General features: G+C 45.7%; 22 protein-coding genes. 12 read left to right on the top strand and 10 right to left on the bottom strand.

Annotation, left to right across the window (positions count from 1 at the left end; translation table 11 throughout):
- The first annotated feature begins 242 nt into the window (after positions 1-242).
- The 5 genes from aroF to ACEN8J_RS14675 all read left to right on the top strand — a co-directional run bounded on the left by aroF (position 243) and on the right by ACEN8J_RS14675 (position 5,661).
- Positions 243-1,280 (top strand): 3-deoxy-7-phosphoheptulonate synthase, encoded by a 1,038-nt coding sequence (gene aroF, locus ACEN8J_RS14695; protein WP_165145062.1) that lies wholly within the window; start codon positions 243-245, stop codon positions 1,278-1,280.
- Between the two features lie 271 nt (positions 1,281-1,551).
- On the top strand, positions 1,552-2,976 hold the full coding sequence (gene glnA / locus ACEN8J_RS14690; RefSeq protein ID WP_029516512.1) for a type I glutamate--ammonia ligase: 1,425 nt from the start codon (positions 1,552-1,554) through the stop codon (positions 2,974-2,976).
- Between the two features lie 265 nt (positions 2,977-3,241).
- Positions 3,242-4,333: a 3-phosphoserine/phosphohydroxythreonine transaminase gene (gene serC, locus ACEN8J_RS14685; RefSeq protein WP_029516513.1), complete on the top strand. Its 1,092-nt coding sequence runs from the start codon at positions 3,242-3,244 to the stop codon at positions 4,331-4,333.
- Positions 4,334-4,572: 239 nt separating this feature from the next.
- Positions 4,573-5,037 carry a tRNA (uridine(34)/cytosine(34)/5-carboxymethylaminomethyluridine(34)-2'-O)-methyltransferase TrmL gene (gene trmL / locus ACEN8J_RS14680; RefSeq protein ID WP_023987805.1) on the top strand — a complete coding sequence of 155 codons (465 nt, stop codon included), beginning with the start codon at positions 4,573-4,575 and terminating at the stop codon, positions 5,035-5,037.
- Between the two features lie 375 nt (positions 5,038-5,412).
- Complete coding sequence (locus ACEN8J_RS14675; RefSeq protein ID WP_013309439.1) at positions 5,413-5,661, top strand: AbrB/MazE/SpoVT family DNA-binding domain-containing protein; 249 nt, start codon at positions 5,413-5,415, stop codon at positions 5,659-5,661.
- A gap of 97 nt (positions 5,662-5,758) precedes the next feature.
- On the opposite strand, the gene ACEN8J_RS14670 is transcribed toward ACEN8J_RS14675, so the two are convergent.
- Together ACEN8J_RS14670 and ACEN8J_RS14665 are read right to left on the bottom strand one after the other, a co-directional pair.
- Positions 5,759-6,826, bottom strand: coding sequence for a phosphodiester glycosidase family protein (locus ACEN8J_RS14670; protein WP_029516515.1), 1,068 nt, complete (start codon positions 6,824-6,826; stop codon positions 5,759-5,761).
- Entirely contained in the window at positions 6,823-7,230 is a 408-nt protein-coding gene (locus ACEN8J_RS14665) for a hypothetical protein (protein WP_029516516.1), read from the bottom strand. The genes ACEN8J_RS14670 and ACEN8J_RS14665 overlap by 4 nt, the downstream gene beginning before the upstream one ends.
- A 275-nt stretch (positions 7,231-7,505) precedes the next feature.
- On the opposite strand from ACEN8J_RS14665, the gene ACEN8J_RS14660 reads away from it, so the two are divergent.
- Positions 7,506-8,162, top strand: a complete 657-nt coding sequence (locus tag ACEN8J_RS14660) for a response regulator transcription factor (protein WP_029516517.1) — start codon at positions 7,506-7,508, stop codon at positions 8,160-8,162.
- Positions 8,163-8,212: 50 nt separating this feature from the next.
- Entirely contained in the window at positions 8,213-9,466 is a 1,254-nt protein-coding gene (locus ACEN8J_RS14655) for an aminotransferase-like domain-containing protein (protein WP_029516518.1), read from the top strand.
- 19 nt (positions 9,467-9,485) lie between these two features.
- Here ACEN8J_RS14655 and ACEN8J_RS14650 read toward each other — a convergent pair whose 3' ends face one another.
- The gene (locus ACEN8J_RS14650; protein ID WP_209949853.1) at positions 9,486-10,319 is read right to left on the bottom strand and encodes a DUF2161 domain-containing phosphodiesterase; all 834 of its coding nucleotides are present in this window, start codon (positions 10,317-10,319) and stop codon (positions 9,486-9,488) included.
- A gap of 283 nt (positions 10,320-10,602) precedes the next feature.
- Here ACEN8J_RS14650 and ACEN8J_RS14645 point away from each other — a divergent pair, with 283 nt between their 5' ends.
- On the top strand, positions 10,603-12,498 hold the full coding sequence (locus ACEN8J_RS14645) for a PrkA family serine protein kinase (protein WP_029516521.1): 1,896 nt from the start codon (positions 10,603-10,605) through the stop codon (positions 12,496-12,498).
- Between the two features lie 296 nt (positions 12,499-12,794).
- Positions 12,795-13,817, top strand: coding sequence for a protoglobin domain-containing protein (locus tag ACEN8J_RS14640; RefSeq protein ID WP_340884852.1), 1,023 nt, complete (start codon positions 12,795-12,797; stop codon positions 13,815-13,817).
- Positions 13,818-13,858: 41 nt separating this feature from the next.
- Here ACEN8J_RS14640 and ACEN8J_RS14635 read toward each other — a convergent pair whose 3' ends face one another.
- The 7 genes from ACEN8J_RS14635 to ACEN8J_RS14605 all read right to left on the bottom strand — a co-directional run bounded on the left by ACEN8J_RS14635 (position 13,859) and on the right by ACEN8J_RS14605 (position 20,456).
- Complete coding sequence (locus tag ACEN8J_RS14635) at positions 13,859-14,734, bottom strand: arylamine N-acetyltransferase family protein (RefSeq protein ID WP_495593630.1); 876 nt, start codon at positions 14,732-14,734, stop codon at positions 13,859-13,861.
- Positions 14,735-14,980: 246 nt separating this feature from the next.
- Complete coding sequence (locus ACEN8J_RS14630; RefSeq protein ID WP_069012818.1) at positions 14,981-15,877, bottom strand: aminoglycoside phosphotransferase family protein; 897 nt, start codon at positions 15,875-15,877, stop codon at positions 14,981-14,983.
- 18 nt (positions 15,878-15,895) lie between these two features.
- On the bottom strand, positions 15,896-16,906 hold the full coding sequence (locus ACEN8J_RS14625) for an aminoglycoside phosphotransferase family protein (RefSeq protein ID WP_318626819.1): 1,011 nt from the start codon (positions 16,904-16,906) through the stop codon (positions 15,896-15,898).
- Positions 16,907-17,098: 192 nt separating this feature from the next.
- Positions 17,099-17,662, bottom strand: coding sequence for a PepSY domain-containing protein (locus ACEN8J_RS14620; protein WP_318626818.1), 564 nt, complete (start codon positions 17,660-17,662; stop codon positions 17,099-17,101).
- Positions 17,663-17,780: 118 nt separating this feature from the next.
- Positions 17,781-18,374: a PepSY domain-containing protein gene (locus tag ACEN8J_RS14615; protein ID WP_495593629.1), complete on the bottom strand. Its 594-nt coding sequence runs from the start codon at positions 18,372-18,374 to the stop codon at positions 17,781-17,783.
- Positions 18,375-18,396: 22 nt separating this feature from the next.
- The gene (locus ACEN8J_RS14610) at positions 18,397-19,758 is read right to left on the bottom strand and encodes a sensor histidine kinase (protein WP_495593628.1); all 1,362 of its coding nucleotides are present in this window, start codon (positions 19,756-19,758) and stop codon (positions 18,397-18,399) included.
- Entirely contained in the window at positions 19,755-20,456 is a 702-nt protein-coding gene (locus tag ACEN8J_RS14605) for a response regulator transcription factor (protein WP_342434997.1), read from the bottom strand. The genes ACEN8J_RS14610 and ACEN8J_RS14605 overlap by 4 nt, the downstream gene beginning before the upstream one ends.
- Positions 20,457-20,708: 252 nt before the next feature.
- Between ACEN8J_RS14605 and ACEN8J_RS14600 the strand changes: the two genes are divergently transcribed.
- The 3 genes from ACEN8J_RS14600 to ACEN8J_RS14590 all read left to right on the top strand — a co-directional run bounded on the left by ACEN8J_RS14600 (position 20,709) and on the right by ACEN8J_RS14590 (position 24,279).
- Entirely contained in the window at positions 20,709-21,395 is a 687-nt protein-coding gene (locus ACEN8J_RS14600; protein ID WP_495593627.1) for a response regulator transcription factor, read from the top strand.
- Positions 21,392-22,975, top strand: a complete 1,584-nt coding sequence (locus ACEN8J_RS14595; protein ID WP_209949845.1) for a sensor histidine kinase — start codon at positions 21,392-21,394, stop codon at positions 22,973-22,975. The genes ACEN8J_RS14600 and ACEN8J_RS14595 overlap by 4 nt, the downstream gene beginning before the upstream one ends.
- Positions 22,976-23,097: 122 nt before the next feature.
- Positions 23,098-24,279 carry a TolB-like translocation protein gene (locus ACEN8J_RS14590; protein ID WP_342434998.1) on the top strand — a complete coding sequence of 394 codons (1,182 nt, stop codon included), beginning with the start codon at positions 23,098-23,100 and terminating at the stop codon, positions 24,277-24,279.
- Positions 24,280-24,312: the final 33 nt, after the last annotated feature.

Raw genomic sequence — 24,312 nt, 5'->3', positions numbered from 1 at the left:
GTTATTCGGATACAACCATCCGGATAGCGGCTTTTCAATCGTTTAAATTTATAGATATTATCCGGTAGCTTCACTAGGTTTGAATATTGAATAATTCGGGATAATTAAACCTTGACGAGTATAGCTAAAACAGGTATAGTTGCTTTAACGAATAAAAGCTTAAAAGCGAACAAGCGTCTAAGTGTCATAATATCAATCTATTACTGGTTAATAAAATATGTTTCATAGAGAGGAAGAAAAAAATGATCGTTATCGCTGGTGTTCAAACACCTGAAGAGCATATTCAAGCTATTGTTGAAGTTATTGAGAAAGAAGGATTGCAGGCTCATGTATCAAGGGGATCGGATCGCACGATCATCGGATTGATCGGTAGCGTAGAGCCCAAGCTGGCTGAACATCTGCATCAAATGAAAGGCGTAGAAAATGTGGTTAAAATATCGAAGTCCTATAAATTGGCAAGCCGTGATTTTCATCCGGAAAATACGGTTATCTCCATTAAAGGTGTAAATATCGGTGGGGGCGAGCTTGTCATTATGGGTGGACCATGTGCCGTTGAGTCTGCTGCACAGATAGATGAAATTGCCGGATTGGTCAAAGCAGCAGGTGCGCAAGTTCTCCGTGGAGGTGCCTTTAAGCCGCGTACAGGGCCTTACAGCTTCCAGGGAACTGGTGTAGAAGGACTGATCATGATGGCTGAAGCCGGCCAAAAGCACGACCTCTTGACCATCACAGAGGTCATGACACCTGAATACGTAGACATTTGTGCGGAATATGCCGATATCCTGCAAGTAGGTACACGTAATATGCAAAACTTTGATCTGCTGCGCAAGTTGGGAACTTGCGGCAAGCCAGTGTTGCTCAAACGCGGTTTTAGCTCGACTTATGACGAGTTTTTGAATGCTGCCGAGTACATCCTGGCAGGTGGCAATCCGAATGTTATGCTGTGTGAGCGCGGTATCCGCACATTTGAAACCTACACCAGAAATACACTCGATTTGTCTGCGATCCCTGTGTTGCAACAATTGAGCCATTTGCCAGTTATTTCTGATCCTAGCCATGGCACGGGTAGACGTGAATTGGTTGTTCCTATGACGAAGGCTTCGGTTGCTGCCGGAGCGGACGGACTAATTATTGAAATGCATACAGATCCCGACAACTCGATGACGGGTGATGGTGTGCAATCCCTGTTCCCGGATCAATTTTCAGATTTACTAAAAGATTTGGAAATATTGGCTCCTGCTGTGGGGAAAACATTTCACACGCCTAGTACCATTGCCTAAAACCAATGTTTAACATTAATGCATAAAAGTTTTGCTGCAACGCAGTAATGAGATTTAAATTGCCTAAAAGCCCGATGTTTCGGGCTTTTTGTGCTATCCAAATGTTATCAAGGGCGTAAGCATATCTAACATTAGTTTAAAAAATACCTTACATAGCTATTGACCCGTGTCATGTTTGAGATTTATAATGACGACAGAAAAAAACATTCGATCATGAACATTTCAGGGTTGTATAAGACTTAATGTTCGGAAAAATTGGGAGGAAGAAGACATGTCCGTTGAAAACGTATTGAAAACAATTCAGGAAAATAATATTGAGTGGGTAGATTTTCGTTTTGTAGATTTGTCTGGTCGTGCTCACCATATTTCATTGCCAGCTTCCGAAGTAGATGCAGAAACATTTGTTAACGGTGTTGCTTTCGACGGTTCTTCCATTCCCGGCTATCGTGGCATCGAGGAATCCGACATGGTTATGCTGCCCGATGCAGAAGCGGTTTTTATTGACCCTTTCACTCAGCATCCTACACTGAATATTCTGTGTGACATTGCTACGCCAGACGGCGAAAAATACGACCGCGATCCTCGCGGCATTGCAAAAAAAGCTGAGGAATTTCTGCAATCCGCAGGAGTCGGCACAGCAGCATTTTTTGCACCTGAGTCCGAGTTTTTCATCTTTGATGATGTACGCTACGAAAGCGGCATGAATAGCTCCTCCTTCTTCGTAGATTCCGAGGAAGCAGCTTGGAACACGAACCGTAAGGAAGAAGGCGGCAACCTGGGCTTTAAAGTGGGAGTGAAGGGCGGATATGTACCTGTAGCGCCAGTAGACACCCAACAAGATATCCGTAGTGAAATGTGCCGTTTGCTTGAAGAAGCAGGTCTGAGAATTGAGCGCCATCACCATGAGGTAGCTACGGCAGGCCAAGCGGAAATCAACTTCCGTTTTGACACACTCAAGAAAACAGCAGATAACCTGCTCGTTTATAAATACATTGTACACAACACAGCTCGTCAATATGGTAAAGTGGCAACATTCATGCCGAAACCGATTTTTGGGGATAACGGAAGCGGTATGCACGTTCACCAATCTATTTTCGATGGGGACACTCCTTTGTTCTACGAAAAAGGTGGTTATGCTAATCTGAGCGAAATGGCTCTTCATTACATTGGCGGTATTCTGTACCACGCACCTGCGTTGATCGCTTTGACCAACCCAAGCACCAACTCGTTCAAACGTCTCGTTCCTGGCTACGAAGCACCAGTTAACCTGGTATTCTCCAAAGGTAACCGTTCTGCGGCTGTACGTATTCCAGTAGCAGCTGTTACTCCTAAAGGCTGTCGGATCGAGTTCCGTACACCGGACTCCACGGCTAACCCTTACCTTGCCTTCTCAGCAATGCTGATGGCGGGTCTGGATGGCATCAAGCGCAAACTGAACCCAATCGAATTGGGATATGGTCCACTTGACAGCAACATCTACGAGCTGTCTGATGCTGAAAAAGGTAAAATCCGTAGCGTACCTGGTTCATTGGATGAGGCTCTGGACGCTCTGGAAGCTGACTACGAATTCTTGACTGAAGGCGGCGTATTTACGAAGGACTTTATTGATAACTATGTAGAGCTCAAACGTTCTGAAGCTAAATCGGTGAACATCCGTGTTCATCCACACGAATACAGCCTGTATTTTGACTGCTAATAAGTCGATAGCATAGCTGCTTTGAATAAAAAACATTAGCTTACGGGTAACACTTGTTATTCAAAATAGGTCTCCGGTCTTATGCCGGGGACCTTTTAATATTAAAGTGAAAATCACAGAATAAAGATGTTAAATATGTTAACATTCACAACTTTGTCACATCATAAATGAAATTGAAAACATTTTTATACAAGTCTTGAACGCATTTATGAATACTGCTATCATAGCGATAATATCCACACCAGAGTAGAGAAGGGATGGGAATTTGTTGAGTAAGAGAGCCTACAATTTTAATGCAGGACCAGCGGCATTGCCGCTCAAAGTACTGGAACGTGTACAAGCTGAATTCGTAGATTTCCAGGGAACAGGGATGTCGATCATGGAAATGTCACACCGTGGAGCTGTGTATGAATCTGTTCATAATGAGGCGCAGGAACGTCTGTTATCTCTGCTGGGCAATCCACAGGGCTACAAGGTGTTATTCCTACAAGGGGGCGCAAGTACGCAGTTTGCAATGCTACCTTTAAATTTCTTGCGCGAAGGACAGACTGGGAGCTATGTAATGACAGGTAGCTGGTCGGACAAGGCATATAAAGAAGCCAAGCTACTGGGCAAGGCTCATATTGCTGCATCCTCCGCTGATGAGAAGTACATGCGTCTTCCGAATGTGGATTCCTTGGACTTGCCTGAGAATACTGCTTATGTGCATATGACGTCCAACGAAACGATTGAAGGTACACAATTTAAGCAATTTCCGGATACGGGTTCCGTACCATTGATTGTGGACATGTCCAGTGATATTTTTTGCAAGCCTTTTGATGTTACTCAATTTGGATTGATTTATGCTGGCGCACAAAAAAATCTGGGACCTTCTGGTGTGACGGTCGTGATTGCCCGTGAAGAGTTGCTGACTTCCTCACCGGACAATATTCCTACCATGTTGCGTTATAGCACATATGAAAAAAATAACTCTCTCTACAATACCCCCCCATCTTTTGCCATATACATGGTGAATGAAGTGCTGAAATGGATTCAGGAAGAAGGCGGTTTGGAAGGTATTGAGCGTGTGAACCAGCAGAAGGCTGCTTTGCTATACGACCGTATTGACAGTAGCGAAGGCTTCTATCGTGGTTGTGTGGACAGCGCTGATCGCTCTATTATGAATGTAACCTTCCGCCTTGCGAATGGGGATCTGGAAAAACAATTTATTAAGGAATCCGAACAGGCCGGGTTCATCGGACTGAAGGGACATCGCAGCGTAGGAGGGCTTCGCGCCTCAATCTACAATGCTGTTCCATTGGAGAACTGTCAAGCATTAGCCGAGTTTATGGACGGATTCAAGCAACGTAACAGTTGATTACGTCGACATATATTTCGATACACGATATTTGAAATCGAAAAAGTAAATGTAGAGCCTTCCCTGAATGTGTATAGGGGAAGGCTTTTAGTGGTGTGGGTTGAAATTTTTGTCGTTTGATGTTCATATCTGTCTGATTTTGTTAAAATAGAAGAATGTGTATGTTTTCAATGTATACACTTTGGTTAAACTGTAGGTTATTTGTCTGATGAATTTAATGATGAAGGGAACGAAACGAGATGCCATTACATATTGTGCTTGTCGAGCCGGAAATCCCGGCCAACACAGGGAATATTGCCAGAACGTGTGCTGCAACCGGAACTCATCTGCATTTGGTGAAGCCACTCGGCTTCCGTACCGACGATGCCACGTTAAAACGTGCCGGACTTGATTATTGGTACGCTGTCCACATTGAATATCACGAGTCTTTTGCTGAAGTGCAGGAGAAATATCAGGAAGGTCGCTTTTTTTATGCGACGACCAAAGCAAATCAGCGGTATAGTGATATTGCATTTCAGGATGGAGATTTTTTGGTATTTGGTAAGGAAACGAAAGGCTTGCCTCCTGAATTGTTAGCTGCTAATCCAGATACATGTATCAAGATGCCTATGTCTGATAAAGTAAGATCTCTAAACTTGTCGAATTCCGCTGCAATTATCGTATATGAAGCGCTGAGACAAATGGATTTTCCGGATTTATCATAAAGAGCATCAGGTGAACAAGTATAAATGCGAATAAAGAACCAGGACCTTAGTTGCTAATAAAAGTTTCACTTTTATTGCTCAAAAGTACATGACAGTAGAGCTTAAATCAAGCTTGTATGGTTAAAAACTTGCGAAATTTCTCAACTAGGGCTAATGATAATTGGCTTTCCGGTCGATAAAAATATTATAGACATTCTGTACCATACTTTGATATGGTTCATGATTTTATGAAAAAATGTAATAAAATTTCCTGTGATCAGCAGGATTCGACAAAAAGACAGCGAATACTACATAAAGAATAGTGTCTTTGTACCTAGTTTTTCGCATGGTAAGAAATTGTAAGTTATTACTCAATAGGAGAGGTGTACGATCACGATGAAACCTGCCGGTGTGGTACGTAAAGTTGATCAGCTGGGGAGAATAGTTTTGCCTAAGTCACTGCGTAAAAGATATCAAATGAATGAGGGAGATCCTGTCGAAATTTTGGTTCAGGGTGACCACATTATTTTGGAGCGTTACCGTCCAAAATGTGTATTCTGCGGGTCAGTAGAACAAGTGAACGATTTCAAAGACCGTTATATTTGTGCTCAATGCCTGACAGAAATGACACAGTATTCCTCCTAAATGAGGCAAAAGCATCACGACATTCGTTCGTGATGCTTTTTTTCGGATAGAGACGTACGTCGGCAAGCATATTTAATTGGTAGCAGACTACACATAACTATTTATAGAACAAAAAATGAGTAGGGACTGGACGCAAATTACCATCTGACGGTTTGTTTACGACTCGACCGTTAAGTATAAGCGACGAGGAACCGCCTCCGTCCAAATTATAGGCATCTTGAACACCTAGATTGTACATTTTTCCTTGCAGTTCTTCGAGCGTCGCGCCCGAACCCCCGCTTTCATTGTAGCCGTCTACGACAATAATGAGCAACTGATCATCTTTATAGTTGCCAATGACCGTACGTGGGGCCCGCTTGGGGGAGACTTTCCATTTGTCAGGAATAGGCATTTTTTGTCCCCTTTGCAGCAGGACGGGAACGAAGGTAGCCCCAAAGGTAGGCTTTAAGCTGTCAAGTGCACCTTGACTGTAAAATTTGCCACCGATAAGCTTGCCATCGTTACTCAATCCGACGAAGGATAAATCCTTAAAACTGGACTGAAAGCCAGTAAGGTAGTGGCCATTCAAGACAGTAGTGCTTAATGGATAGCGTTTGCCGTCTCCATCCGCAAAGCCGCCTGCATTGATGCCTGCAATAGCTCCGTGTCTCAAGACTGCACGCATGGTGGTTTCGGAGCCACCCAATTTGTCACTTCCCAAAGACATTTTCATAGCAGTAGGATCTTTAAGTTTGACCTTCATAGCGTAGCCATGATAAATTCCCGGGTTTACCTTAAACAATTCAATGGTAATCCGGTTGCTATCTACCCGCTCATAGGGAACTCCCAGTTTGGCGGTGATGCGTCGATCATAGATGACCGCGGGCCGCTTGGACTGCGTAGAGGCAGTCACGACAAGCTGATTCATCGTTTGGGTCGTTTGCTTGTAGAGCTCAGAAGTCCGGCGAATTGTAGATAAGGTGTACGTTGCCGTTTGCTTGGCTTCATCAAGCTGCTTGCCTACTGATTGCGTTTGTAGAGTGACTTCAGCTTTTTGCAGACTTGAAGAAGTAGACCCAGGAAAGCTCAATGAGGGATGCACTAACAAAATACACCCTAACAAACCGATAAAAGGAGCAAGGGCCAACATAAAGAACCGATTCACTTGTTTTGCGTCTACATTCATTTTAGCAAGTCCATTTTTTTCTGAAGTGTATTGAGCTGCTGCTTGACTTCGTTTAATTGGGTGTACAGTTTATTACTGTTATCGGTCTTATTGTTTGCATTATCCTTCGTGAAGGTCAGTAGTTCATTGAAGGACTGGACTTTGCCTTGCAATCCGCTAACTTCCTTGGAAAGAGCAGTCAGTTGCTTTTCATAGTCAGATTTGAGTGCTTGAATCTGTTGGTCTGTATGGGTTTGCATCTCGTTTAGCATTTGCTGCTTCAAGTGATTGCTATACAGATAGGTTGCGAGAGCACCTAGTATAATAAGAATGAACCAAAATAGCAGAAAAGCCTTTATGGGTAACCCCTTTCTTGAATTGCTCCGCCGAGCTTCGGCAGAAGGACGTTCAGGTGAAGCTTGCATACGATTTTCAACTCCCGTGTAAAGTCAAATTTCCAGTCTTTATTTGCAGTTCCAATTCTATCATGGGCCTATTTATTTCGCAAAAGCGAAATAGTCGTATAAAAATATTGGAAAAAGAGATTGCATCGGAAGGAAGTCCTAGGATACAATTTCCTTAAACGTTTTTCGCTTCCTATACGTTCACATTCGCGCAATTTCTACATATGTAATCACCAATTTTAGGATTATTTTCGCTATTAACTATGTATTTTTTTGTAAAATCAGGAGGTTTAGATATGAGAAAAGTATGGCAGGTGGTCATCATAGATATCCATCCTACAAGTATGCTGGGAACAAAGCTTATTTTGGAAGACCAGCAGGATTTGCTTGTCAGAGGGATGTCTTCCTCCGGAACGGAAGGCTTGGAGCTGGCTTGCTCCATTCGACCAGAAATCGTTTTAATGGACTACAGGTTGCCTGAGGGAACGGCGGAACCATTTTTGACACAAATGCGGGCCTTGTCTCCGGACAGCCATATTGTTATTATGACGGATGAGGATAATATTACTTTGTTTCAGCAGCTAATTTCGCTCGGAGCAAATGGAATGTTATCCAAACAGGCATCACCGAGCCAGTTAATCCATCTGATCAACGGTTTACGCGAAGGATTTGCTTCCTTGCCGATGGATTGGATTCGGTATGGAAACTGGCCCTTTATGCCGTTAATGGCATCCGAGCCTTTTGACGAATTGACACAAACCGAAGTGTTTATTATGGAACGTATTGTACAAGGAATTACATATGACAAAATTGCTATCGAGATCGAAGTTAGCCGGCGCTCCATTGATAATTATCTACGTAAAATTTATGCAAAATTAGGCGTGTCCAGCCGGGCGCAGGCGATTGAACGTTATGCCTTATATGCGCGTCAGAGGAAGCAGCTATATGCCTGATGCGTCAGCCCGGAGATCATGACCTATTTTTCAGGAGAAGGAGGATGTTCATGCAATATTCCTTTGCTTCACGAACGGCTGCGATGTTGGCTTCTCCAGTGCGTCATATCCGGGAAAATGCGAGAAGACACTCCTTTATATCTCTGGCTGAAGAATTGCCTGCACAAGAGCTGTTTCCGGTGAAGTTGCTGGAAGAAGCGGCCCATGATGTGTTTGGCTCCGGCCCTGATGCCCTCCAGTATGGTGAACCGGAGGGCTATTTTCCTTTGCGAGCATGGCTTGCGGGTGAGTGGGAACAGCGTAAAGGAGTAAGAGTACCACCAGGTCAAATCCTTCTCACGACAGGTAGTCAGCAGGCCATTGACCTGATCATAAGGCTGATGGTGGATGAGCGTGATCCGGTATTGGTCGAAAATCCTACATCTCCTGGATGTTTACAAGTACTATCTATGCAGGGTGCACAGATCGTTCCTGTAGAATCAGATGGGGAAGGTGTCATTCCTGATAAGCTTGAAGCTTTAATGATCCGTTATCGACCCAAGCTTTTTTTTGCCACGCCAACGTTTACGAACCCCACGGGCTCCTTGTGGAGCGCGGCAAGGCGGCAGGAAATTTTGGACCTGTGTAGGCATCATGAGGTACTGGTAGTTGAGGACGATTCTTATGGTGAATTGCATTTGAAGCAAAAAAATGAGTCCCATGACAAGAGTCCGCATGGTCAGAGTCGAAAATTCGCAGAGACTTACCCCTCACTATTTGCGCTGGATCATGCGGGTCAGGGCGGTCAAGTGCTCTATATCGGTTCGTTCAATAAAACCGTTGCTCCTGCGCTGAGAACGGGCTGGGCTGCTGGTCCTGCGCCGCTGATTGAAGGAATGTACGCCTTGAAGCAGTTGGCTGATATGCAATCCAGTACGATGAACCAACGGCTGCTGTTCCAATTGTTGACCAGCTCGCGTTTTCAATGGCACGAGCACTTAGCGATGCTGAACAAGGAATATTCTACTCGACTTCAATTAATCTTGGAGTTGCTCAAGCGTCCGTTTTGGAAAGACGTGACGTATCATATTCCGTCCGGTGGCATGTATGTATGGGTGCAGTTGCCCGATGGACTGGATAGCGCATTGCTGCTAAAGGCGGCGTTACCCAAAGGCGTAGCCTTTATGCCAGGTGCGCTATGTGCGGTTGGCAGTGAAGGCGCGTCTCATATTCGCCTTAATTTTAGCCATCCGGGCCGTGAGCAATTGCTTATGGGCATGAATCTGATCGGTGAGACGATTAGTGAATTTACTGCACGGAGCTAGCAAAAACCATCGCCCCATGTCAGTCATCCACCGTTTCCGCAGCAACGGTGGAGTAAGTGATTGGCGCTTCCGCAATCTGGCGCTGTCCACTGTCCTCGTCAAGCTCTGCGTCCATTCCAGCGGCCGTTTTAATGCCATGTTCTTGCAGTACTGCCGCATACTCGTTCAGGGCAGCTTCGCCAAACGGAGTCAGTCGATAGCGGCCGCGGGATACGCGCTCAAACCAGCCGTAGTAGTTATGCTGAAGCACGGCAGCAGCTGTGCTGACGGCTGCTATGCGAGCGAGCTGCGCCGGAGCGGCTTCCCCCAAGCTCTGCAAGGCTGCCGCTACGCGCAGCGCTTTTTCCCGATAGGCAGTGACCAGCTTGCGTCGGGTGCTGCCGCCAGTATTGTGGTCACCGCTGCGTGCGTGAAATTCCCGCAGTAGCTTTTCCTTGCGCGAGCCCGGGCGTACCGCTGCTGCATTGCGGGCATTGTCGCTAGGTAGCGCAGGGTTACACAGTACCTCAACGAGCGGCGGCTTCGTTTTGAAATGGGTGACGGTAAGCAAGCCAAGTCCTAACTGGCGGCACAGTCCCACCAGTTCGTTCCAGCGCTGATTCACGGCCCCTTTTTTGGCACGATTCCGTTCTACAGCCACATATACATTGCTGCTTAGTTTCAAACGCTGCATGCCTTGCAGCACAAGCGCCAGGTTAAACGTCTTTTTGATCTCTACAATCAGTGGTGTCTGTTGCCCTGGCTTGATACCCACCAAATCGCAGTTGCGCACCTCTCCTTTGACTTCATATCCCAAGCTCTCAAAAAAGGCTTTCACCGGAGCGTACAGCTCCGTCTCATGCCGAACCGCCATGACTTCTCCCGCTCCTTTATCCCATTATTCCGAGCTTATATTGTACCATAATGCGTCAGGTCCGCGTCGTTGTTGTATATTTTAGCACAGTGTATCCCTTGGTTTTTTCGATAAAGCAGAGAGACCTGTCACAAAAAATAGGTCAATTCTGAAATCAATCTGCATAGGTATGTATTACACTTTTTTTAAGGGGATTGCATCATATCCTGAAAGGCGTGACGAGTGTAGCCATAATCATCCGGAGTGGAGGATAGTCATTACGCAGTCATGGGAGGAACCGAGCATGAATATTTTTGAACGCGTTGCGGAGTACCGGGCGGAAAACAACCGTCTGGCCTGGAGCGGCACTTTTAGAGAGTATATTGAGATACTCAAGAAAGACCCGACGCCGGCGATGACAGCTCATGCACGGGTTTACAAGATGATTGAATCTTTTGGTGTAGAAGAGGTTGGGGGACATAAGCGATATAAATTTTTTGAGCAGGAGATCTTCGGACTGGATCGAGCGCTGGAAAAGTTGGTGGAGGAATATTTCCATTCCTCAGCCAGGCGACTCGATGTGCGCAAGCGTATCCTTCTTTTGATGGGACCCGTCAGTGGGGGGAAATCGACACTGGTCACGTTGCTAAAGCGTGGCCTGGAGAAATTTTCGAGAACGGATCAGGGAGCCGTGTACGCGATTGAAGGCTGCCCGATGCATGAGGACCCGCTTCATCTGATTCCCCATGAGCTGCGTCCCGATTTTGAAAAGGAGCTGGGTGTACGGATTGAAGGTAATCTCTGCCCATCCTGCCAGATGAGATTGCGCACAGAATTTGATGGCGATATTGAAAAGGTCCGCGTGGAGCGGGTGTTTATATCAGAAGAAAACCGGATTGGTATTGGTACGTTCAGCCCTTCTGATCCGAAGTCACAGGATATAGCTGATTTGACGGGCAGCATCGACTTTTCCACGATTACGGAGTATGGTTCGGAATCCGACCCGCGTGCGTATCGGTTTGACGGAGAGTTGAACAAAGCAAATCGTGGACTGATGGAGTTTCAGGAAATGCTGAAATGCGATGAGAAGTTTTTGTGGAATTTGCTTTCTCTGACCCAAGAGGGGAATTTCAAGGCCGGACGGTTTGCGCTCATCAGTGCAGATGAGATGATCGTGGCTCACACCAATGAATCCGAGTATAAAAGTTTCATTGCAAACAAAAAGAACGAGGCATTGCAATCAAGGATGATTGTAATGCCGATTCCTTATAACCTGAAGGTGTCTGAAGAAGAAAAGATTTACGCCAAGCTCATTAAACAAAGTGATATGAGACATATCCACATTGCGCCTCATGCGCTGCGTACGGCTGCCATTTTCTCCGTGCTTACCCGCTTGAAGGAGACGAAGAAACAGGGGATGGATCTGGTCAAAAAGATGCGCATGTATGACGGTGAAGAGGTCGAAGGATACAAGGAAGCCGATCTGAAAGAAATGCAAAGTGAGTTTCTGGAGGAAGGTATGTCCGGGGTAGACCCGCGGTACGTCATTAATCGCATTTCTAGTGCATTGATTAAGCAAAATGTGGAATCCATCAATGCCCTGGACATTTTACGAGCAATCAAGGATGGTCTGGATCAACATGCCTCCATCACAAAGGAAGAACGGGAGCGCTATCTGAATTTCATTTCCGTGGCTCGTAAGGAGTATGACGAATTGGCGAAAAAAGAAGTGCAGAAGGCCTTTGTGTACTCTTTCGAGGAATCAGCCAAGACGCTGTTTGACAACTATTTGGATAACATCGAAGCTTTTTGCAATTGGGCGAAAATTCGCGATCCGCTCACAGATGAGGAACTCGACCCGGATGAGCGGCTCATGCGCTCTATTGAGGAGCAAATCGGGGTATCGGAAAATGCGAAAAAGGCATTCCGTGAAGAAATATTAATCCGTATTTCTGCGTATTCTCGCAAGGGACGGAAGTTTGAGTATCATCATCATGATCGGCTGCGAGAAGCCATTGAGAAGAAGCTGTTCGCCGATTTGAAGGATATTGTGAAGATTACGACTTCAACCAAAACGCCTGACGCTAATCAGCTCAAACGGATGAATGAGGTGATTAAACGACTGATTGAGGAGCATGGCTACACAGGAGCCAGCGCTAACGATCTGTTAAGGTATGTAGGTAGCCTCCTGAATCGGTAAGACGAAATAATAAATAAGTACAGCATGGTGAAACTATGGATTGATCTGGATGGTGTCATACGGTTGTGAGGTATCCGATGAACGTGTTTCCTAGCGGGAATTCGGCAAGCACAGGGGATTTCAGGTGCTGCCGAATTCTTTTTTTGTATCATTAAGCAGTTGAGTTTATATTTTTTTTTTCTGAAATTGCTATGAAAAAAATCATAATTAATCTTCTGCTTTTTTAACATTTTCTAAAAAGTTGCCGATAAATATGGTAATGTAAAATCTATGTAAACTATTATTTGGAGGAACTTATGATTCATGTCGCGGAGAGTAGATTAAAACAGATACAATATATTGGTATTACTGATGATGATTTGGCTTTATTGCATCATTATCAGGGACTATTCCAATCTATTGTGAATAAGGTGGTAGATCGGTTTTATGAGCATGTAGAAAAGGTTCCGCATCTCATGTCGATTATTTCCAAATGGTCGAATATTGAACGACTAAAACAAACACAACGTGAATACTGGCTTTCTCTCGCAGATGGAAAAATAGATGATCAGTTTATCGAACACCGTCTTTTTGTGGGGCAGGTACATTCCCGAATCGGATTGTCTTCCGATTATTATTTGGGCACGTACATTGCTTATCTTGATATTGCAGTCGACATTTTAAAGCGTTCGGGGATAGAGGACTGGTTTTCTATTGTGCATGCTCTTTCCAAAATGTTCAACCTGGATTCCCAGCTTGTACTGGAAGCTTATCAGGAAAAGGAAAAGGAACAAATTAACGAGCTGGCCGACGAACAAACGCAGGTGCTGACCGTTGTGTCCCGAATTGCGCAAAATTTGACCGGAATGATTGCTGAGCTTAGGGAAAATACGGATAATATCGCGGAGAGTGCCTGCAACACTGCTTCTTCGCAGGAACATACAGAGAAATTGGTACAGCATTTGAGTGACGAGATTAAGCATATTGAGCAGATGAGCGGTACGATCCGGGAACTGTCCGATCAGACTCATCTGCTGGGACTGAATGCGGCGATTGAGGCTGCCCATGCGCAGGAAGCAGGGCGCGGGTTTCAAATTGTGGCACAGGAGGTGCGAAAGCTTGCATCTAATTCGAAGCAAGCACAGGAGCAAATTCAGCGCAAGGTGCTGGATATTGCCCGTATGCTTGACAGTGTGCAATCCGAAACCGCTGCAACAACAGCCAGTGCCCGGCAACAGGCCTCCAGCTCAGAGGAATTGGCTTCGTTCACAAAGCTGATCGAAAACATGGTGAAGGAATTGGAAATGCTGCAACATTCCTCGGAAATGCTAAAGGTGTAAGATGTGGCTTGAAGGCTATCCTTACGTTGGAGGCTTCACTGCTATAACGATTCAGTCATAGACTTTTTCCATTCCATATGAGCCGCAAGTACTCTTTTCCATAACTCGTCCCGTTCCTGGTGACTGTAGTTAACGAGCGGCTCGCCAAATACATCTGCCAACACTTCCAGCCACTGCGATTTCTGATCCAGCTCTATTTTTTCCAAACCGTTTAGCCCGCGTTTTTTCCAAATACATCCTCTGAGTTCATTCGCCTCTAATGCTTGCCTTTGCCGAATCAGAAATAGGTTAAACCATGGAGATTCCGCTGAGCGGCTATAGAAATGATGTTTCGGCATGAATTCTTCCAAATCCTGAACAACCGCAGGAGCAAAATCAACGCCAACAAATGAAGCAAGCGAGTCATGCTCTAACCGCCAACCTTTTGTAACAACTCCGGATTCCATGACTTTATAATGAAGAGGAGCCTGTTCATAAGTTCCCATACGGAGTGGAAGAGGCTCATATGGCATATCGCCCAGCCCGACATCAACAATCCATACTTCATCTTCATGTTGCTCATTTAGCAAGTTCACTGTTAGTCCAAGATGAAATGAATTAATGCGTGGTTCAGCTCCCAGAGGTTGTACCCCGGCACGATGCAGAGAAACTTTGTACCCTAGTGAATATAGTAGTGCACTAAAGGCACCATTCAGATGAAAACAATAACCACTTCTCCCATGTAGAATGAGTTGAATGGATTCTTGAAAACCAATGGCTGCCGGCTTCCTTGCATAAATGTCCAATGTTTGCCATGAAAGATGTTTTACATGAGCCTTATGCAGCTCAACTAAATAGGGAAGGGTAGGAGGTTGAATTTCGGGAATTCCGATTCTGTTTAAATAAGCTTTTATTTCTTCTTTTGTCATGGTGTACATGTACAGTCACCTCTATTGTTGTTAGTTTCCCAGATTCTCTTCTCGAAACCATTGAGCATTGAGTCTTAGCATCATTGTAGAAGGGGGAAGTGCTGTTTACAATGCTATAAATTTTTGATTGTACCGGTACAGTTAGCAAGTCGATTGGCTTTAGCGGCATGCGCTTTTCCTGTAGTTGTTGTCAGAACACAAAAAAACAGACCGTTTCATCGGGTCTGTTTTTTTGTTTAGTTCCAAGCTGACCGATTATAATAGTGATCTGAGTTCACGTCGGTATTTGTTCAAATGAACGAACGAGGGAATGACTCGTTTGGCAGAACGGAAGCCGCCTATTCTGATATTGCGGACCACATGATAGGGAGAGATCAATAGTGCGTGAAGCAGATGCAAATCATGGGTGCTCAATGGACGATATCGTTGATAGTAATCTATCGCGCGCAGCATCTTTGTCCCATTCCAAAGACAATTCCGATGAAGAAGATGGGAGAGATCTTTCATCCTTACATGTAGGGAGCAATTTTCAAAGTCGATCAAATGGATTTTGAGCTGTTTGTCTTTAATCAGATTGGGATAATTATAGTCGCCGTGTATAAATGCGGCGGCTTTTTGCTCCCGAGCAATGGCTTCTCTAACTTTGGGCTGCTGTAGACGATGGGACACTTCTTCACAAAGAGCTACGAGATGTGCTGTGCCTCTGTATGGGATGAGGCGTTTTTTGTATCCAGCTATTTCATCGCTCAAGCCTTCATAACGGATTCTGGATGGCGGAGCTTCAGTGACAGGAAAGCCCATGGCACTGGAATGGAATTTGGCTAAAGTAGCAATTCCCTTTTTGAAGTCTATTCTTTTTGTGAATTCTGGTCTGAGTCCATGAACCCAATTGGTTAATGTATACGAAACACCTTCATAGGTCATGTAAGCCGTTTGTTGTACTGTTGGATAGACCTTTTGGCTGCGTGTAAACCCGCGCTCATCCAGGTAGGACAAGACACGTGTAATAAAACGGATCTCTTCTTCCGGGAATTTGTAGGGTTTTAAGCAATAAGTCGTATTAGCGGTCTCAATCTTGTGAATGTCCTTCATTTGACGGGTACGCTGAATTTTGATTCCATACATCTGCTCAACGTTCGATAAAATCGACATTTTGCTCCTCACTTTCTTTTATACATGAGCCCACTCCTGCAAAATATGGATGATTTGTAATCGAAGAGGCCACGACTGATCCCAATGGTCCAGGATTTCACGATCTCTTGAACGGTGCGGGTGTCGGGAAGCATGCCAGGCTTCTCGTGGTAGTTTATATAAAGCCGTAACAATCTTCCGTTCAGTTCGGCTTAGTGGCTTGCGTTTTTGGTATCCCTTCAGCAAGGACTGCACAAATTCAGGATTGAATTGAGTCGTATTCATAAGGGCCTTTGCCAAATCAGCATAGACTGAGCCGATCTTAACCCGATCCCAATCAATGATTTTGAGATGACCATCATCCGAAATAATGACATTTGGGGTAGTGATATCACTGTGTATCAAGGAGGGGTGCCGATGTTCCATCCGAAGTAGCCTTATGATGGATGCATCCTGCAAATCCTTCCATGCTCGCCTGGATAAACGTTTGCAGTTTTCGCCGTGAGCATTGTACCAGTTGCGGTACGTTTTATCATGGCGACTGTTTTTTATCATTTTTCTTTGAAAAAGACGATCCTGGTTTTTCCATATCCGCAATTGTTGAATGGTCGGAGGAGACTTTACTTTATCCATCCGATGCAAGCCGGTGGAGGTGGCGTGAAGTGTGGCAAGTGCCCGCCCCAGTTTTTCGAAATCTTCAGCGGTCTCCAGTCCCCGTCCTTTGACCCACTGGCTTACATAAAATGGCGTTCCTTGATATAGAGTCCATAACTTGCCGGAATGAATGGGGAGCCATGCGGGCATGTAGGTATACTTTCTCTTTTTCAAAAGCCTTATATGGCTCGCAGCTCGTTCCATCTGTTGAATCGTATTTGAACGGACCATCTTTGTACGACTAAAAGGTTTTAATGCATAAGTTCCTTTTTTCGTTTTCACCTGGATCACTGCATTTTTTCGGTATAATGATGAGACTAAGCTTGATTTTAATGGAATCAGGCCGAAACGACGGGTGATTTTGCGAATCTGTGCTTTAGTATAGGATTTCGCCATAAGAACCTCACTTGACTTTGAATTGAAGAACAAGGTAATCCTCTGTTAGTTATCAGTCTATTCATAAGGAAATAATAGGTGCAGTTTTATGAAGCTATCTTCGTTCTTTTCTTGTGTCACATGGGTCAAAAAAAACGGAGCAGCGAAAGTTCGCTGCTCCGTTTTAATTAGCTCTGTATTTAGTTACCCTGATTATTGACCTGGGTGATAATATTCGTTGTCAACATCTTCGTCTGTATCCACGATTGTGCCAGATGATGCATGGATTTCAAGTTCAACGGTTCCTTCGTTGGTGAGTACCTTTACCTCGTAGATGAACTGTCCATCTTCCTTATCCAATTTAGAAGACAAAAGGGTACTCCCGGGCACGTGTTTAAGCGCAATTTGCCCAGCCTGCTTTTCAGTCAGGGTGATGTGATTTGGCTTGTTAAGGATGGACTCGTCATTGGAGTCATGATCAAGCTCAGAATGGGAACGGATGGTTTTCCCAGTATAAGCATCAACATCTATATCCCAATCTTTATCTCCTTGTTGGAGATCCACCTCATAGTAGACCTTTCCGTTTTTGCGCTCCAGTTCGACATCTTCAACTTGTGCATTATTCCCCACAGCTTTCTTGGCAATGTTGGCAGCGGCGGTCGCTCCAATAAGACCCGTAGGTTTAGCGGCCCATACGGCACTCGCTGAGACACCCGTAACCGTAACTCCAAGCAGAACCGTGGCTGCCATAATTCCTAATGTATAATTTTTTTTCATTACATCATTCCTCCTTGTGCTATAAGCATGAATACAGCTTATCTCTTGAACATGAGAGGAACATAATAGAATCATGAGAAAACCATGAGAAACATGAGCTAAGATGATCGTCAAATCGTCATGATTCGTCGTGCTCCTGTTTTTCTTTTTCCCAAGTTATAGAGTCAATAGAGCCCGATACTGCATTGACCTGTACTACTGCTTCACGCCCATCTTTTACCTCCACCTCAACCAGATAGTAGAGGCCTTTGTCGTTGCGATGAAGCTCAATATCATCGGATGTTCCGTTAACTGCTTGGGCAGCAAGCTTGGCTGCTTCTTTCTCCGTAATGACGAGAGAGGCTGGGTCAGGTTTATTAGTTGGATTCGATGTGTCTCTGGTTGGTGAGGTACCGGGCTTGTGGTTCTGGGGCTCCTGCTTCGCATCTGTATAAGCCTGTGTCCGCTTAATGGATTCGATGACACCGTTATAGGCATTGGCCTTTATGTCGTACTTGCCTTTAGCGTGTTCCAGCCTGATCAGATAAAAATCACCCAAGCGTTGGGATTCAAGCACCTCGCCGGGATACTGATGCAAAATGGATTGGATGACGGCCTTTTCTTCCAATGGAGAAGCTGCTAACGACCGTGCCCAAGGCCACTGTAAAAGGCAAATTGTAATCAACACAGCCGCCAGCGTACCCCCAATCATCCACACATAGATGGCTTTCATCGTTATTTCCTCCTTTGGCTTATTATTTTGGAACGGCAGGGAGGATGATCGTTGCAGTTGTTCCGCTTCCCTCTACACTTTCTAGCCCAATTTGAGCATGTATAGCTTGTGCAATTCCTGTAGCCAATGATAAGCCTAGTCCAGTCCCACCTTCCTCGCGGCTTCTGGCTTCATCCACACGATAGAAGCGGTCGAATACTTTAGATAACTTTTCTTCCGGGATTCCAATTCCTTGATCTGTGATTTTTATGCAGGGTTGAGTTGTACCGTCCACGGTATCAATCATCAGGTATATCGGCTCGTCACTGTATTTGTGTGCATTATCCAAAAAGATAAATAGGAGCTGCTTCAGCTTATTTTCATCGGTATAGCCATTGCAGTCTGCCTGTACATCCAGTTGAATTTGTCGGGCGAACGCATTTTCAAATGTAGTCTTTAATTCTGTCGCTATTCTGGTCAGGCGTACAGGCTCCAGCACGACATTCCACTGTTCTTCGTTTCTGGCCAACAAAAGAAGCTGCTCTGCCATGTCCTTCATTCGGATCGTCTCGGAATGGATCGCTTCAACGGATTCGGCAAAAATCTTGGGATGCTGCAACCCCCGCCGTTTGAGCAGGCTGGCATAACTTTCAATAATGGTGAGCGGCGTCTTCAATTCATGGGACGCATTAGATACAAATTGTTCTTGCCTGACGAAATTTCGCTCCAGCAGTTCAATCATGTCATTAAATGTTTCACCCATTTCGACAAGTTCGTCGCGTGATGATGAATGGAGCGGAAGACGTTTAAATTTCCCGCTGCGCTGAATTTCTTTCATCGTGCTAATCATAGATGTAATGGGACGTGTAATCAGTCTGCCGAGCAGTCTTCCCGATACCACGACAGGAATGAGCGCAATGCCAGTGACAGCAACAAGTACGATTCTGAGTACCTGTAGCGTCTGCATCGTCGGTTGCAGACTTTCGGTCACCTGGAGATTGACAACCTCGCCATTGGTCCAAATCATGGGGAGCGATACAAGAATGTAACGGTTGCTTTCATAGGTAATGATGCGAACCTGCCGTGTTTCATCAAAAACGCCCTTCATCAAGCTAAGAGATTGCTCGGAAGAAGAGGTGATAGGGGGAAGAAAGTCGCCTTCTGGTTTCATTAGCCGAAGCATGCCATCCAGCGGTACATAGGCTCGGAGAAGATCCTCAGCGGCTACGGATACCGGAGCACGTTGAATCCCACGAATCATGTTCTCTGCTGCGGCCTCTACCTGGTCTTTTCGACTGTCTATCGAAAGTTGGCTGAATAGGAAATAGACTGAGAAATGAATGGCCACAAGTAAAATCCCGAATAATAACGAGGTATACGTATGGATTTTGTTTTGTAGCTTCATAAGGATTCCTTCAGAACATAACCAATTCCGCGTACAGTGTGGATCATCTCAGGGAGCTGGCGCGTAGGGTCGATTTTATTGCGCACGTAGCGAATATACACATCGACCACATTGGTATCGCCCATATAATCTATACCCCATACATTTTCCAGTAATTGTTCGCGGCTAAGTACCTGTCGCTGGTGTCTAAGTAAATGAACGAGCAAGTCAAATTCTCGCGGTGTAAGCTCAATGTTGTGCTCTCCTCGAAGAACTTCACGAGTACCTTCATGGAGACGTAAATCTCCGGCACTAAGCCATTGATCTACCACTTGTGGAGCCATGTCTTTCGTTGCACCCACTCTGAGTGCGGCCCGTACACGTGCAAGCAGCTCTTCGATCACAAACGGTTTGGTAACATAATCATTGGCTCCCAAATCGAGCCCCTCGACCTTATCTGCAATGGAACTTTTAGCCGTCAGCAAAATGACAGGAACGTTCGCATCATGCTTACGAATCCTCCGAAGTAGCTCGATGCCATTGAGACCGGGAATCATAATATCCAGCAATACTAGATCCCAATTGCCTTTGCAATACGTTTCCAACCCATCAATTCCGTTTTTTTCTTTACATACTTGATAGCCTTCAAATTGAAGCTCGATCTCTAGAAGCCGGGCAATCTTCTCTTCGTCTTCTACGATCAAAATAGAATGTTTCATGATCATGCCCTCCTGTAGGCGAATAGCCGATACGGGAGTATTTTAGCATATACGGACAGGTAAGACACTTCAAAGCGCAAGGCAGTGAGGGAAGAGATGTTTATACTGCGTCATATTTCCTTGACATTAAAAAGGGACAAAGTGTAACGATAGCGCTATGGAAAGTTGCAGTAACATAAGTTCAGGCCGCGGGCTTGCCCTTTGTCGCCAGGAGCGTAAAATAAAATGAAGCGAAAGCAGGGAGGGCAGGACATGGATAAAAAAATACTGATAGCGGACGATGAGGCGAGCATTCGAAATGCGCTGGCTTATGCGTTAAAGCGAGAGGGTTTTTTGGTGGAAACCGCCGTTGACGGGGAGGACGCCTTGGAAAAAATACGTTTGTTCCATCCGGATGTGCTCATATTGGATGTGATGATGCCCAAACTGGGTGGATATGAGGTGTGCCGCCGTTTGGAAAGTCGGAAGGGCATCGGTATTTTACTGCTGACGGCCAAAAACGATATCGTTGATAAGGTACTCGGACTGGAGCTGGGTGCGGACGATTTTATGAGCAAACCGTTTGATCTGAGGGAGCTGCTCGCTCGTATTAAAGCATTGGTACGGAGACTGGAGCGAGAAGGAGCACCTGCCCCGGAAGGAACAGAAATGGTACTCGGCCCATTACGGGTACGTCCGTCCAGCCGAACAGCTAAACTTGGAGCCATAGCGCTGGATCTGACCCCCAAGGAGTTTGATGTGCTGGCGCTGTTGGTGTCTCATGCCGGAAGGGTGTATACACGGGACGAGCTGCTGGAGCAGGTATGGAGCTTCGATTATGTGGGCGGAACGCGGACGGTGGATATTCATATCCAGCGTTTGCGCAAGAAGCTTGAGCCGCATCAGGCGATATTGCAGACCGTGTATGGTATCGGCTATAAGGCAGAGAAAATGACGTGAACGAACATCATTCACTCCATCAGCAAGGAAGCTTGCGGTCCACCCACCAGCAGAAGCGCAAACGCAAACCTACAGGCTTGAGCCTGCGTTGGAAATTTCCGCTGGTACTGGCGGCTTTGCTGCTGTTTACTGTCGGTGTGCTGAGCTGGCTCGTGCTTACTGGTATTCGCGCTAACCAGACAGACCAAATGGAACGCAGCTTAAAGCGTCAGGCCGAAATTGTAGAAATGCGTGTAAAACAGTCTTACCTGTTGGGAGTGCGCCAATCACCGGAAGACTTTATGAAGAAGCAGGCACCTGGGCTCGCAGTGGAACTGGGCGTATCCAGTAATATGCGCGTTATTTTATATGATGGTCAAGGGCATGAGGTTGGCAATTCTCTACCGCTGGCTTTTAGAACAGATGTCAGCCAGGCGCTCTCCTATGCGATCCAAGGCAAAATTGCATACATTACGGAAGGAAGCGCAATCACTTATTTGGCTCCGCTTCAAGGTCCGGACGGCTTACTGGGAGTGGTACAGCTTCACAGCTCAATAGAAGCGCAGCAGCAGTTCTACCGGGCCATTGCCCACTTGTTTCTATGGACGGGGGGTGCGGTGCTGGTATTGAGCTTTATCTTAGGTTTAGGCTATGTCAGCCGCCAGACGAGGGACATCGGAAGACTAACTCGCGCTTCTGAACAGATATCGGCAGGGCATTATCCGGAAGCCAGACTGCTTCGGCGGCAGGATGAGCTGGGAAGACTGGATGAAGGAATGCTCCAGATGAGCCATGTGATCCGGGAGAGCATTACCGCGCTGGAAAACGAAAAGCTTCGGCTGGAAGAAACGGTTCAGCGTTTGAGAGAGCTAGAGCAGCAGCAAAAATCTTTTATTGGAAATATCAGTCATGAACTAAAGACCCCGTTAACCTCTATTCAAGCTTATGCTGATTTACTGGATATGTATGGGGATGATCCTGAACTGGTGCGTGAAGCGAGAGAAAGCATCAGTAAGGAAACAAAACGGTTATACGAGCTTGTCGAGGACTCGCTGCGGCTATCTGTGCTGGATAAATATGATTTTGAATTGCATACGGAGGTTGTGGAACTGCATTCGTTACTGGAAGATGCGGGGAGCCATATTCGAGGAAAAGCGGCAGCGCGTAGACTGGATTTTTCGATAGATACCGTTCCAGCCCAGGTGTGGGGAGACCCTAAGCATCTGATGCATATTGTACTAAATTTGCTGGATAATGCAGTAAAGTATAATCAAGACGGTGGATGGATTACGTTATCGAATCGGGTAGAACAGGACACTGTGATTGTGTATGTACGCAATTCCGGTCCGTGGATTCCTAGGGAGCAATGGGACATGATTTTTGAGCCGTTTGCTACTTTAAGTCGTGATCGATCTCGTCAGGACAGCGGTACGGGACTCGGTCTTCCTCTGGCACGCAGACTGGCGGAGCGCATGGGGGGAGAGTTGCAGCTTACAGCTTCAGATTATAGTAGCTTGGAAAATGACAACAGGCATACAAATGTAAGTGGAAATGAATTTTCGCTTAGACTCCCTCTCTTGGTTCACGATGGCTCCCTGTAAACGGCCAACTGTTAGCACAGGGCTAGAATGGTGTCTTGTTTACAATTTGGAAACAATTCGATGTATTCATGAGATGTTCGGGCATTAAACTGGGGGTATCGTTAACAAGGAGGCCGTTGTACATGATAAAGAAAAACATAGACAGCTATGGGCAAAAGAACGGTTCCTCTCATCGCGAAGATTCCCGTACAAGAATTTTCAGACAGAAAGCCACTGGGCTGCTTATGACCGGCTTAATCGCCGGAGGATTGCTCAGCGGTTGTGGCATGAAGAGCGCAGGAGAGACAAATCCAGCATTCGGTATGAAACCGGGCCAACAGCTTACTGTGATTGACACGGATGCAGCCCAGCAGCAAGTAACGGACGAGCTGGTGGTATCGTCTATCGACAGGCTGGGGGATGTCTACGCGAGGTCTTGGCTGAGTGACGAAGAGCTGATTGTGGAGCGTAAAACCCAGCTGTGGATTCATAATGTAGAGACAGACAAGGAGCGGATTTTAACACCAGGTCGTAAAGCTCCACAGTTACTTGCTGTGGTATCACCGGATCAGCGCCATGTCTTCTTTACTGAAGGTAGCCCCAACAGCAAATATGATATTCAGGGCTACATTTTGGAACTAAGCAGTGGTAAGGTTACATCGATTGGCAAGTTGGATATGACTAACGAAGTGAGCTGGAGCGATGAGAATCATCTCATTACAGGCACACCGGATGGTAAAATCCGACTGATTGGTCTGGACGGCAAAGCTGAAGAATTGAATTTTCAAGATCCGAATCGCTCTGAATTGATGTCTCATGTTGAAAAAGTGGGTAACGCCATATTTTATACAGGCAGTGATAAACAAGGGTATCCAGTGCTGAATCGGTTCACCCTTAATCATCCTCAGGCTGTGACCATTGCAGAGGGTGCCATGTCCTTTGCCGTGTCGCCTGACGGTAAGTCTATTGCCATTGAAAAGCGGAAATGGAATACATCCGAACCAGCCCGTATGATCATTTTGGATGAACAGGGCAAAGAGAAAGGAATTGTCGGGCAAGGTACTTTAATGAGTCGTGGAAGCTGGTCCAGTGACGGGTCCAAGCTTGCTTTTTCCATTTATGATGAGGATCAGCAAGGCATGAGAGGGCTGTATGTATTTGACCAGTCCACGGGTAAAACCACTCCGGTTACGACCAATATCCAATCCTATGACAGCCCAACGGTATGGAGCCCATCCGCCCGGTTTTTATCCATGTACCAGAACATTTCGGAAGGTGGAAAACAGCTCAATCAAAGCTATATCGTCGAATTTAAGGAAAAGTAGTAAAAGGCGTATATCCGTTTGTTCGGAATGCGC

It is taken from the genome of Paenibacillus sp. Paensp38 (assembly GCF_059491915.1).
This window is presented reverse-complemented; position numbering and strand designations above follow the sequence as displayed.